The organism is Paraburkholderia sp. BL17N1, assembly GCF_003634175.1.
GTDB lineage: Bacteria > Pseudomonadota > Gammaproteobacteria > Burkholderiales > Burkholderiaceae > Paraburkholderia.
This window is the reverse complement of sequence record NZ_RBIW01000002.1, coordinates 2,820,249-2,832,573: the sequence shown is the minus strand read 5'-3', so window position 1 is coordinate 2,832,573 and position 12,325 is coordinate 2,820,249. Positions and strand designations below refer to the sequence as shown.

Sequence of the window (12,325 nt, the reverse complement as noted above, 5' to 3'; positions counted from 1 at the left end):
GGATTGAGTTCGTTATTGATGTTTTGACGGGGGACGGCGCCAAGCCGGTCGATGTATATGAATTCGCGTGTTATTCGCTATGCATCGCTTTTGATCGCCAATGCGGCGGTCTGCGCGCTTCTGGGCGGCTGCGCGGCCGGCGTGACGGTGCTCGGAGCCGCTGCCAACGCGGCTTTGCAGGCAAGCGGCCTCGGCAAGCCGGAGCTGCCGGACGCCCAGAAACCGCCGCGCAATCTCGGCCTCACCTTATATGCAGCGTCGAATCTGAATGCCGCGAATGACAAACGGCCATTGGCGCTGGTGGTGCGGCTTTACGTACTGAAAGACCCGACTTCATTCCAGCAGGCGCCGTTCGACGCATTTACCGATCCAGCAAAGGAAAAGTCCGTATTGGGCGGTGATTTGCTGGGCGTGCGTGAAGTAACGCTGATCCCGGGCCAGCGCTACGTTGTTACCGAAAAAGTCTCGCGAGAAGCGCAGGCATTCGGTATCGTCGCGCTATTCCGTGATCCGGCAATGCAGCGTTGGAAATTCGCCTTCGACCCGGCGAAGTCGGAGAAATCCGGCATAATGATCGGCCTGCATAACTGTGCAATGACGGTGACCAATGGCACGGTGATCCCGCCAGACCAGGGACTGCCGGCGCAAGCGCTAAATATGCTTTCTTCGGTAAGCTGCGGATAAAGATGCCGGTCAAATGCGATTTAACATTTTTTAAGCAATTAACAATTCGGCGCTCGAATCGGTTATCTCCGGGTGCGCCACACGCATAACGCATATAACGGGTTTGAGATGAGTTATTCCGCAAAAGTGCTATGGGGGGAAGGCCTGTTTCTGAGGCCGCAGCATTTTCAGCGTCAGGACGCTTATCACGAGGCGCGCCTGTTCGAGTCGATCCAGGCGATCCAGCCGTATAACTGGGGCGTGCGCTCGGCGCGCTTCGATCGCGACGCGCTCGGCAGCAACGTGCTGCGCATGAGCGAACTCTCGCTAGTGTTTCCCGACGGCGCGCTTTACTCCGCGCCTCAGGCCGACGACCTGCCGCCGCCCATCGCGCTGGATACGCTTCCTGACGGCATCAACGAATTCACGTTTTATCTCGCGCTGCATCCGCTGCGCGAAACCGGTGCGAACTATGCGCAGGACAGCAACGCCGGTTTCGTCTCGCGTTACGTCAGCGAACAGACACCGGTGGCCGATCATTTCACCGATGCCGCCGAAGCCGACATCACCTTCCTGAAGACCAGCGTCAAGTTGATCGCGCATAGCGAGCCGCGTGATCAACTGCTCTCGGTGCCGCTCGTGCGGGTACGCCGCACCGCTACGAGCGGTTTCGAAATCGACGACACGTTCGTGCCGCCCTGCCTTGCTATCGACGCCTCGCCGATCCTGCATCAGCGCCTGCGTCAACTGATCGACGCCTTGCAGGCCAAGGTCAATGCGTTATACGGCTTTCACCGCGAGCCGACCAAGAACATCATCGAGTTCCGTTCCGGCGACATCGCGTCGTTCTGGCTGTTGCATACCGCGAGCGCGGCCTTCGCTTCGCTCGCGCATCTGTACCAGCATTCGGCGCTGCATCCCGAACGCCTGTTTCAGGAACTGCTGCGGCTCGCCGGCCAGCTGATGACGTTTTCGAAGGGCTATGCGCTGTCCGACCTGCCGGCGTATCGCCACGACGATCCGGGCCCCGGCTTCGCGCGTCTCGACACGATCCTGCGCGATCTGCTCGAAACCGTGATCTCCACGCGCTATTTCGCGATCGCGCTCGAGGAAGTGCGTCCGTCGTTCCATGCGGGCCGGCTCGACTCGGGCAAGATCGACGACAAAACCATGTTCTACATCGCGGTATCGGCGGATATGCCGACCGCCGAGCTCGTGGAAGCCGTGCCCGCGCGCTTCAAGGTCGGCGCGCCGGACGACGTCGACAAGCTGGTGCTCTCGGCCATGCCGGGCGTACGGCTCGTCTACACGCCGCAGGTGCCACCCGCCATTCCGGTGCGTCCGGGCGCGTGCTACTTCTCGTTCGAATCGCGCGGCGCGCTGTATGACCGTATGTTGCAGGCTCAGTCGGCAATGATCTACGCGCCGTCGGGCATCAACGATCTTCAACTCGAACTGATCGCCGTCACATCATGAGCTACGCGCCATCCCTCTTTGGCGGCAGCACGCCTGCCGCCGCGCCCGCCCCGATCACCGAGCCGAGCTATCAGGTCCGCTCGCTGCTCGATCTGCTGTACGACGGTTTCTTCATGTTGTTCCTGTTGAAGAACGGCCGCGAGCCCGGCGACGCGCAGGAATTCAGCCAGCGCATCCAGCAGTTCCTCGGCGACTTCGAGCGCGGCGCGAAGAAGCTCAATGCGTCGGCCGAAGATGTCTACGCGTCGAAGTTTGCGTTCTGCGCGGCCATCGACGAATCGGTGTTGTCGTCCACCTTCAGGATCCGCACGGAATGGGAGCGCCGGCCGCTGCAACTGGTGCTGTTCGGCGAGCAACTGGCGGGCGAAAAATTTTTCCAGTATCTCGAGGAGTGCCGCGCACAAGGCGCGGCACGCTTGCAGTCGCTGGAGGTGTTTCACATGTGCCTGCTGCTCGGTTATCAGGGCAAGTATCTGCTCGAGGGACCGGAGAAGCTCGCGTATCTGACCGCGCGCATCGGCGACGAAATCGCTCATCTGAAGGGCAAGCGCGCGCAGTTCGCGCCGCATTGGCCGCTGCCCGATCAGGTCGCGCACCGTCTGAAGCGCGAGGTGCCGCTGTGGTCGATCGGCGCGGTGTTCGCGCTGGTGGGATTGCTGGCTTATCTCGGGCTGAATACTTATCTGCGTGATCAGACCTTGCGTTCGCTCGCGCCGTATTCGCAAGTGGTCAAGCTCGGTCCGCAATCGGCTACGTTGACGATTTCGTTGCCTTAAGCCTGCGCCGACCAATAAGTGAAAATGGCCCGCATTTGCGGACCATTTCCGTTTAGCACGGGTGAAGTGAAGCTTATTGCGACTCTTCCGCCCACACCGCGTTTTCGCGCGCCATCAGCGCCGTCGAAGCCGCCGGCCCAAACGTGCCCGCCGTATAACCGCGCGGCTTCTCACCCGATTTGCCCCAGCCTTCCAGAATCGGTTCGGCCCATGCCCACGCCGCTTCGAGTTCGTCGCGCCGCATGAAATGCGTGAGGCGTCCGCGAATCACGTCGATCAGCAAGCGCTCATACGCTTCCGCGCGACGCTCGGTGAAGGCCTGCTGCAAATCCAGATTCAGATTCACCGGCAGCATGTGCATGCCGCTGCCTAGCTCCTTCGCCAGCACCTGCAACTGGATCGATTCTTCCGGCTGCAACTGGATCACCAGACGATTGCCGTAATTGCGCCCGCCCTTCGGAAAGATCGAGAACGGCAGTTCGGCGAATTCGATGACGATCTCCGACACCTTCTTCTGCATCCGCTTGCCGGTGCGCAGGAAAAACGGCACGTGCGCCCAGCGCCAGTTGTTGATATGCGCGCGCAAGGCAACGAAAGTTTCGGCGCGACTGCCCGCCGGCACGTTGTCTTCTTCCTGATAGCCCTTCACGGCCTCGCCGTCCACGGCGCCCGCGGTGTACTGGCCGCGCACGGTATCGCGCGCGATATCCTCGGGCGTCATGGGCCGCAGCGAGCGCAGCACCTTGAGCTTTTCATCACGGACCGCGTCCGGGTCGAGCGACACCGGCGGCTCCATCGCAACGATGCACAGCAGTTGCAGCAAGTGGTTCTGCACCATGTCGCGCAGCGCGCCGGTTTTATCGTAGAAGCCCGCGCGGCTGCCCACGCCGACCGTTTCCGCCACGGTGATCTGCACGCTCTTGATATACGGCGCCTGCCACAGCGGGCCGAAAATCGGATTGCCGAAGCGCAGCACCATCAGGTTCTGCACGGTTTCCTTGCCAAGATAGTGGTCGATCCGGTAGATCTGCGCTTCGCTGAAATGCTTGCCGACCGCCGTGTTGATTTCCTGCGCGGAGGCCAGATCGTGACCCAGTGGCTTCTCGAGCACGACGCGCGAGTTGGCGTCGATCAAGCCCGCGGCGGCGAGGTTGTCACAGATGTTCGTGAACAGATCCGGCGACGTCGCGAGATAGAACACGCGGCGCACGCCTTCGCGCGACACTTCTTTCAGGCGCTGATAGTCTTCGACCGAGTCGACGTCCATGCGCACGTACTCGAACAGCGCGAGAAACTTGTCCCAGGCGCCGGCATCGAACGCTTTCTTTTCGATGAAGGGCTTCGCCTTCAGCTCCATGAATTCGTTGATGTACTCCTCACGCGACCAGGGCTTGCGGCCGATGGTGAGAATGCGGGTGTTCGGCGGCAGATTGCAGTGCAGATGCGCCATGTAGAGCGCAGGCAGCAGCTTGCGAAACGACAGATCGCCGGTGCCGCCGAAGATGATCATGTCGAGCGGCAGGTCGGGAGTGGCAGAAGCGTGTTGGGTCGTCATAGCGCGGTCGCAGCGTCGTGAGGGATAAGGCGTCGGTGAACGGCAGAAAAAAGCGTGCAGAAAAAAGCAGCGGCGCGGTGCCGGCGCACCGGCACTTCTTCTGGCAAACGCCTATGGTGCAACGTTTTGAGATTGTTTGCACGGCAACATGTGCCTCAGGTTCGCGCAATATGCCAACCTGGCGCGCTAAAGGCCTGTTTTCAGGACCTTTTTCGGTGTTGGCGGGCACGCCCTGTCCTGTCGCAAAGCATGCCCGCAGGCCATGCGCGGCCCTCTCACGTGGGTTTTTCCCCCCAAGCCTTCAACCTCCTGACAACGCCTCGCGCGCCACGCGGCACGCCGCCAGATCCCACGCCGCACAGCCGACGCTTTTAAATACGATCGGTTTTTTTTGCGGCAACGACACTGCATTGTCGAGCACCGAAGCGATGCCGCCGACCTGAGCCCAGTCGACGCCCGCCTGAATGAAGTCGCCGGCTTCGTGGCGCGCGCCGGCTTCGTCGTCGACGAAAAGTGCGCTTTCGCCGAGGGTGCGCGCGCCGATCTCGACCATCGCCGGCGTGAATGCGCCGACGCCGATCACGAGGCGCTCCGCGCGCGCCGCCTCGTCGTAGACCGGCTGTCTGCTCGTGGTCAGCGCGATCACTACATCGACCGAGTCGGGGATCGTGGCGCCGGGTTGGATCAGCGGCTGAAGATCACGCGCCTTGCCCTGATGCGCGGCGCAAAACGCCTCGGCGCGCGCAGGCGCGCTGCCCTTCACCCACACTCGCGCGTCGGGAAACAGTTCGCCGATCGCCTCCAGATGGTTGAGCGCCTGCGTGCCGGTGCCGATCAGCAGGAATTCGCGCGGCGTTGCCGCGGCGAAAGTGTCGATGCCGAGCATCGAGATTGCCGCCGTGCGCCGTCCCGTCACGGTCGGGCCATCGAGAATGAAGAGCGTCTCGCCGGTGTCGGCGTCGAACGCCATCACCTTGCCGTGGATGGTCGGCAGGCCGCGTGCGCGATTGGCCGGGCATACGTTGACCAGCTTGTGGATCGCGAGATCGGGCGCGGTGGCCGGCATCGACAGCATGATGCCGTCTTCGTTGAGCGGCACGACCAGCCGCTCGGGACTCGCAATGCGCCGCTGCGCATAGTCGATGGTCGCGCGCTTGAGTGCATCGACAAGCGCGGCGTAGGGAATCAGCCGGGTGGTCGCGGCGGCGTCGAAAGTCTGCGTGGTCGGCTGGGTCATGGGCAGGTTGTTCCGGTGTTTGGCAAAAGTTTGAGTTCGGATGGGCTAGCAGGCGGCGGGCGTCTCATTCGGCTACCGCGACGACTGGATCAGCATCAACAGATCGCCCGCCTCGATCGGACACGGCTCGTCTTCGTCAAACGACAGCACGCGCCCCGCGCGCACGAGACCCACCACCACCGCGCCCGGCAGCGCATTGCTCCAGCGGCCGATCTCCTGCGCCGTCGCGCGACGTTCAACCAGGTTGACACGGCCGCGTGCCGATAACAGGTCGTTCACGAAGGGCACGATGTATTCGCTGTCCACCGCGTCAGCAAGCAGCAAGCCGCCGATCTTGGTCGACGAGACGATCACGTTCGCCCCGGCCTGGCGCAATTGCCGCTGGTAGGTCTGCTCCTGAATCCGCACCACGATCTTGGTCTGCGGCGCGACGCTGCGCACGGTCAGCGTGAGCAGGATCGCGGTGGCGTCGTCGGTGACGGCAATGATCACCGCGCGGGCGATCTGCACCTGCGCCTGCTGCAACAGATCCTCGCGCGACGGATCGCCGAGCAGGCCGGCGACGCCGAGCGCCGTGGCCGCTTCGAGCGCCGCCTGCTGCGGATCGATCACGACGATCGATTCCGCGGCGAAACCGCTTTCCAGCAACTCGCGCACCGCGACCGAACCGCTCAATCCATAGCCGCAAATCACGACGTGATCGCGCAACTGCTTTTGCAGGCGTTTCATGCGGAATTCCTCGATGACGCGTTGAATGACGAACTGATAGGCGGTGCCGAGAAACACGAACCAGATGACGATGCGGATCGGCACGATGAAAAAGGCGTCGATGAGCCGCGCGCGGGCGGTCACCGGAACGATGTCGCCGTAACCGACGGTGGCTACCGTCACCATCGTGAAATACATCAGATCGACGATGCCGAGGACTTTGCGGTTGGCATCGCGCAAGCCGTCCCGATCGAGATAGAGCACGGCGAAGGCGAGCACGCACAGGCCGACCACCAGATAGACGCGCTGCAGCAGCATGCGTTGCGGGGACGCTGCTGGCCGCGTGAACAGCGTGCGGGCGCGCGGCGCCTGCCACGGCGTGCGGGCGCGGCGCGGCAAACGGAAGCGCGGCAGACGTGGCTCCGGCTTGGGCGATTCAGGCACGCGGCGGCTCCCGCAGTCGATGACAAGCGATTCTACGACGCCGGACGCGCCGCGGGGCCGGATCGCGACAGCGGGACGTTAAACCGCCCTGCCGTCACTGCGTCGTATTTTTATCGCTGCCCTTCTTGCCGCCCTTGAACATGGCGCGGCATGCCGGGCTCAGTTCATCGACGTGCTGCTTCATGCAGGCAGTGATCTTGTCTTCGTTCGGAATGTCGGCGGCGCAAAAATGCATGGCGTCGCCCCGGCAGGCCTTGGTCTGTTCGTCGCGGCTGGCCGCAGTCGCCGTGGCAGCGGAGCCAAGAGCAATCAAGCTGGCAGCAAGGAGGGCGTAGATTCGTTTCATGGCGGTTCCGGTAGCACTAGAGTCGATACCGCCTATCAGCAGAAAACGGGCCCGATCAGCCCTTTCACCGTGCGACAAAAAAACGCCGCCCGCCGCGGCTAGCGCGCGACCCGGCTGAGCGTCATGCCGCGTCCCGCGTAGAAACGCGTCATGGTGTCGAACGGCAGATACACATCGGCCTGATGCGGCGCGATACCCGAGGGATTGTGGAACCACACGCCATCGCGGCCGCGTCCGTGCAGCAGGATCAGATGACCGCCCTGGCGCTGATTGGGCCGCTGGGGATAACGGATCTCCGGGCTCACGGAGACGATTGCCAGCGTCTCGGCGTTCAGGCGCGTGGCCATGTCTTCGAGCGGCGCTTGCGGCAGCACGTCGACCCGAACGCCGAACGCGCCGGCCACCCACTCGGCAAACGGCCGGTAAATCAAACCGTCGACGCCGCCATCCTCGCGCATGCGGTACACGCCATGCCGCAACGCTTCGTCGAGCAGCGCGGCGCGCGGCGCGTGATCGATGCGCCAATAGTCGAGCGCCGACTCGAGGCACGTCAGGCCGCACAGCCGCTTGGCCCAGAAGCGATAACGCTCCGGATCGGAGAAGCCGCTGCGCTGCCAGCCGGGATCGGCGCACGGGTCGCTGTGCTGCTCGACGATCCGGCCGACCCATTCGGGACTGCCCCATTGCGTGTAGTACGGCACGCCGACGTGGCGCAGAGTCGCTTCGTTCATGGGTGGTGCGAGAAAAGGACTGCGACAGAAACTTTTTACAGCATGCTGCGAGGCCGCTGCATCGTGCCGTCGAAGAAACGCTGCAAGCGGAACGCCGACAGATCGAGCGACGCCTGACCGCCGTCGTTCAATTCCGCGAGCAGTTTGCCGACGATCGGTCCCATCGCGAAACCGTGGCCGCAAAAGCCGGTGGCGATGGTCAAGCCGCTGACCTGCGGCGGCGCGTCGATCACCGGAATGCCGTCGGGCAACACATCGATCAGGCCGGCCCACGATTCGACCACCTGCGCGTCTTTCAACGCGGGAAACAAAGCGCGCAGTTTTTTCAACGCCCGCGGCGCGTGGCCCACGTTCGGCTGCGCATGCGGGTCACGCGGATGCAGCACACGCTCGTGTTTCGGCACGCCGCCCGGCAAACGCTCGCGCAGATCACGCAGGCTTGCGCCGTTCAGGTGGAAGCTGAACTTCTCGCGCTGCGCCCACAACTCCGGCAAGAACCACTTGAGCGCGCGGAAATGACCAAGCGTCATGTCGACATCGACCTGCATGTCGTCGGCGAGATTGATCGCGCCGTTCGCGCGCTGCCGCACGCCGAGGCCGTGGCCCCAGAACGTCGACGCGGTGATGCGCGGCAGCGGATTGGTGCGCATGCAGGTGCCGCGCACCGCCTGCTGCGGCAGTTCGAGCCCGAGCGTTTTGAGCAGACGCCAGCTGCTCGCGCCCGCCGCGCAGATGAGGCGCGAAGTGCGCAGCGGGCCGCGCTCGGTGATCACGCCGGCAATCGCGCCGCCCGCGCGTTCGACGCCGATCACGCCGCAGCCTTCGAAAAACAGCGCACCGGCTTCCCTCGCGCGCGCCGCAAAGGCCGCCGCGGCGCGGCGCGGTTCCGCCTGGCCGTCGCTTGGCGTGTAGAGGCCGCCGAGCGCCGGCGCGTGCATGCCGGTCACGACCGTGTCGATCTGCTTGCGGTCGAGCGTGCGCGTGTCGAGGCCGTGCTGACGCGCGACGTCCATCCATTGCCGGAACGAGGCCCACTCCTCTTCGCCGGTCGCCACGTACAGACAACCGCCCTGACGCCATTCGAGGTCGAAATTCAGCTCGCTTTCGAGTGTTTTCCACAGCGGGATGCCGGCCATCATCAGCGGCACTTCGGCGGACTCGCGGCCCTGCTGACGCACGAATCCCCACGCCCGCGACGACTGCTGCCCGGCAATGCGCGACTTTTCGAGCACCACCACCGAAAGGCCGCGGCGCGCCAGATAGTAGGCGGCCGCACAACCCATGATGCCGGCGCCGGCGATCACCACATCGGCGTGCTTCGGGAATGCCTGGTCGGCGGAAGTGAGGTTCGCGTGCAGCGGGTAAGTCGTGGTCATCAGGGCGGGCAGGTTTTAAGTGTGGGCGTAATCTTCGCAGGCGGCCTGCTTGTCCGCAATGCCGCGATGGCCGATGACCGGCGACGCAGGCGGACAAAGACGCGCGGCGGTGGCGTACGCGCTGGCTTCGCGCCGTTTATTCGCCTGCCGCATATTTGCATTTTATTCGCGAGACAGATATTGGTAAAATATGTGCGACACGAATATTTGACAAATATGCGTCTGACGCATAAAATACATTTATTCGTGTCACAGATAAATTGCCATGCTGAATCTCATCGCCACACCGGACCAGGTCGCCCGGCTGCTTGCCGCCAGCCGGCGGCAAGCCGGCCTCACGCAGGCCGAGGCGGCGGCGCGGATCGGCGTCAGCCAGAGCCGCATCTCTGCCTTCGAAAGCGACGCCGCCGCTCTCACCCTCGCACAATTGCTGGCCTTGTGCGGCGCCTACGGTCTGCAGTTGCAACTGCGCGACAAGAGCCAGACGCTGCCCGACCCCACGCCATTGATCGAGTGGTGAGCATGGGACGGCAAACTCACTCGCGCGCACTCTCGGTCTGGGCGAACGGCGAGCGCGTCGGCGTCTGGCGCCTACCCGCTCGCGGCCCCATGGAATTCGCCTACGAGCCCGCCTGGGTCGCATCGCCCGCGGGACGGCCGCTGTCGCTGTCGCTGCCGTTCACACCGGGCGATCTGGCGCACAAAGGTCCGCGCGTGCTCAACTATTTCGACAACCTGCTGCCCGACAGCGAGGCGATCAGAAAGCGCATCGCCCAGCGCTACCAGACCGAGACACTCGATGCGTTCGATCTGCTGCAAGCCATCGGCCGCGACTGCGTGGGCGCCGTCCAGCTGCTCGCTGAAGACGACGCGCCGCAAGGCGTCGAACGGATCGAGGGCACGCCACTCACGGAGGCCGAGATCGAGGCCATGCTCGCTCGCACGGTCAGCAACCCAGCTTTCGGCGCGCCCGACGAGGCGGACGAGTTCCGCATCTCGCTCGCGGGCGCGCAGGAAAAAACCGCGCTGCTGTGGCATGACGGCAAATGGCAGCGGCCGCACGGCGCCACGCCCACCACGCACATTTTCAAGCTGCCGCTCGGCCTGGTCGGCAACAAGCTCGCCGATCTCAGCACTTCGGTTGAAAACGAATGGCTCTGTCTGCGGATTCTGCAGGCTTACGGCCTGCCTGTCGCCAACACGGAGATCATGACGTTCGGCAAGCAGCGGGTGTTGAGTGTCGAGCGCTTCGACCGGCAAATGCATTCGAGCGGGCAGTGGCTGCTGCGCCTGCCGCAGGAAGACTTCTGCCAGGTGTACGGCGTGCCGTCGCATCGCAAATATGAAAACGAAGGCGGCCCGGGCGTGCTCGACCTCGCGCGAGTTCTGCAGCAATCGGTCGAGGCGCGGCAGGACATCGAGACGCTGCTGGCAAGCCAGATTCTGTTCTGGATGCTGGCGGCGCCGGACGGCCACGCCAAGAACTTCAGCATTCGCCTGCTGGCGGGCGGCCACTATCGCCTCACGCCGCTCTACGACGTCATGTCGATCTGGCCGGTGGAAGGCAGCGGCCCGAACCAGTGGTCGTGGTTCAAGGCGCGACTCGCCATGGGCATGTGGTCGCGCAGCAAGCACGACGCGTTTCGCGACGTGCAGCGGCGCCACTTCAACACCATGGCGCTGAAGTGCTCGTACGGCGCGGACGCGGAGCCGCTGATTCAACGGTTGATCGAACAGACGCCCGGCGTGATCGAGCGGGTCTCCGCAGAATTGCCCGAACGTTTTCCGGCCAGAGTCGCCGAACGGATTTTCAAAGGCCTGAAAAACTCGGCGGCGAAGCTCGGCATGATGTCTGCTGGCTAGACATTTCGTACGGCCGGCGTCGCCTGACATATTTCTCTTTAAATGCAGCGAGGTTTCATCGGTAAAATACATTGATGCTCAATGCATAAAAAGATCGCCCAGCCGGTCCGTTTCGACTCTCGCGTCGACGGGCCCGACGGCGGTCGTACAAAACGACAGACTGCGATACTTTTTACGGTACATTTGCTGTCCCCTGCGACGCCGCGTCTTTGCGCATTGCATGTGCATGGTCGCGCTATGCCTGTCGTATCGCACTCCCCCAGTACCCTTTAAGACGGCGGATTCTCACGCAGCATGGCCAACGAAACACACTCACCTGACTCCATCGCAGTCGCCGAGCGCGTGCGCGAGTTGATGAGCCGGCACGGAATCGGCAAACGCCAGCAGACCACGGAGCTGTGCCGCATCCTCGATCTGAGTTTTTCGCAGGGACACCGCAAGTTGCGCGGCAACAGCCCGTGGACGCTCTCGCAAATCAAGAAGGTCGCCGAGGTGTTCGGCGAACCGGCCGCCCAGCTATTCGGCGCGCAATCGCTCGATCCCGGCATGGTCGGCGCGATCGCCCAGGAAGCCGTGTTCAGCATCGGCGCGATCGAACTGGCCTGCACGGCCTGGGTCGGTGCCGCGCTCGAGGCCGGTAGCCGCCCGGAATTTGTCGCGTACTCCCGGCTCGGTCAATGGCGCGTGGCACGCCACGACGGCACGCTTTACCAGAGCGCGTACGAGGTCCACAAGATCGAGATCTATCCGCGCCGCGCCGAAACCGACAAGCCCACCATCGCGGTAGTCGACGACGACCAGGCGAGCGCCGACAACCTGCGCGACTACCTGGAGCGCAGCGGCTTCGCCGCGGTGGCGATCTACGGACTCGCGGCCTTTGCCGACCAGTTGCAAACCCAGGTGTTCGACGGCATCGTGATCGACTGGCTGTTCGGCACGCAGACCTCGGCGGCTGCCATTCGCGCAGTGCGCGCCTCGGAAAATCCGGACGCGCCGATCTTCGTGCTGACCGGTGAATTGCTGACCGGCAAGGCCAGCGAATCGGAGATCAGCCAGGTGATCCGCAATTACGACGTCGCGTGCTATGAAAAGCCGGCACGCATGGCGATCCTGGTTGCCGATCTGTCGAAGCGGCTGAACCGGCCTTAGC

General features: G+C 63.6%; 12 protein-coding genes. 6 read left to right on the top strand and 6 right to left on the bottom strand.

All coding sequences use genetic code 11. From position 1 onward, the window contains the following. Positions 1-57 precede the first annotated feature (57 nt). From tssJ to icmH, 3 genes are all read left to right on the top strand, one after another. On the top strand, positions 58-684 hold the full coding sequence (gene tssJ / locus B0G82_RS32635) for a type VI secretion system lipoprotein TssJ (RefSeq protein WP_116148773.1): 627 nt from the start codon (positions 58-60) through the stop codon (positions 682-684). Positions 685-792: 108 nt separating this feature from the next. Next, entirely contained in the window at positions 793-2,139 is a 1,347-nt protein-coding gene (gene tssK, locus B0G82_RS32630; RefSeq protein WP_121310293.1) for a type VI secretion system baseplate subunit TssK, read from the top strand. Next, positions 2,136-2,915: a type IVB secretion system protein IcmH/DotU gene (gene icmH / locus B0G82_RS32625; RefSeq protein WP_106280691.1), complete on the top strand. Its 780-nt coding sequence runs from the start codon at positions 2,136-2,138 to the stop codon at positions 2,913-2,915. Before tssK ends, icmH begins: the two co-directional genes overlap by 4 nt. 73 nt (positions 2,916-2,988) lie before the next feature. Here the strand turns inward: icmH and zwf are convergent, their stop codons facing one another. The 6 genes from zwf to B0G82_RS32595 form a co-directional block, all read right to left on the bottom strand. Beyond that, on the bottom strand, positions 2,989-4,470 hold the full coding sequence (gene zwf / locus B0G82_RS32620) for a glucose-6-phosphate dehydrogenase (protein ID WP_121310292.1): 1,482 nt from the start codon (positions 4,468-4,470) through the stop codon (positions 2,989-2,991). Positions 4,471-4,771: 301 nt separating this feature from the next. Then, the gene (gene lhpI / locus B0G82_RS32615) at positions 4,772-5,707 is read right to left on the bottom strand and encodes a bifunctional Delta(1)-pyrroline-2-carboxylate/Delta(1)-piperideine-2-carboxylate reductase (protein ID WP_116144193.1); all 936 of its coding nucleotides are present in this window, start codon (positions 5,705-5,707) and stop codon (positions 4,772-4,774) included. Positions 5,708-5,779: 72 nt separating this feature from the next. After that, positions 5,780-6,859, bottom strand: coding sequence for a potassium channel family protein (locus tag B0G82_RS32610; RefSeq protein ID WP_199730195.1), 1,080 nt, complete (start codon positions 6,857-6,859; stop codon positions 5,780-5,782). 94 nt (positions 6,860-6,953) lie between these two features. Further along, the gene (locus B0G82_RS32605; protein ID WP_121310291.1) at positions 6,954-7,205 is read right to left on the bottom strand and encodes a hypothetical protein; all 252 of its coding nucleotides are present in this window, start codon (positions 7,203-7,205) and stop codon (positions 6,954-6,956) included. Positions 7,206-7,303: 98 nt separating this feature from the next. Continuing rightward, positions 7,304-7,936, bottom strand: a complete 633-nt coding sequence (locus B0G82_RS32600; protein WP_121310290.1) for a C39 family peptidase — start codon at positions 7,934-7,936, stop codon at positions 7,304-7,306. Between the two features lie 35 nt (positions 7,937-7,971). Continuing rightward, positions 7,972-9,312, bottom strand: a complete 1,341-nt coding sequence (locus B0G82_RS32595) for an FAD-binding oxidoreductase (protein ID WP_121310289.1) — start codon at positions 9,310-9,312, stop codon at positions 7,972-7,974. A 265-nt stretch (positions 9,313-9,577) separates the two neighbouring features. On the opposite strand from B0G82_RS32595, the gene B0G82_RS32590 reads away from it, so the two are divergent. From B0G82_RS32590 to B0G82_RS32580, 3 genes are all read left to right on the top strand, one after another. After that, positions 9,578-9,832: a helix-turn-helix domain-containing protein gene (locus tag B0G82_RS32590; RefSeq protein ID WP_116121332.1), complete on the top strand. Its 255-nt coding sequence runs from the start codon at positions 9,578-9,580 to the stop codon at positions 9,830-9,832. Positions 9,833-9,834: 2 nt separating this feature from the next. After that, a complete protein-coding gene (locus B0G82_RS32585) occupies positions 9,835-11,175 on the top strand; it encodes a type II toxin-antitoxin system HipA family toxin (RefSeq protein ID WP_121310288.1) in 1,341 nt (446 codons plus the stop codon). 294 nt (positions 11,176-11,469) lie between these two features. Further along, entirely contained in the window at positions 11,470-12,324 is an 855-nt protein-coding gene (locus B0G82_RS32580; RefSeq protein ID WP_121310287.1) for a helix-turn-helix domain-containing protein, read from the top strand. Position 12,325 lies beyond the last annotated feature (1 nt).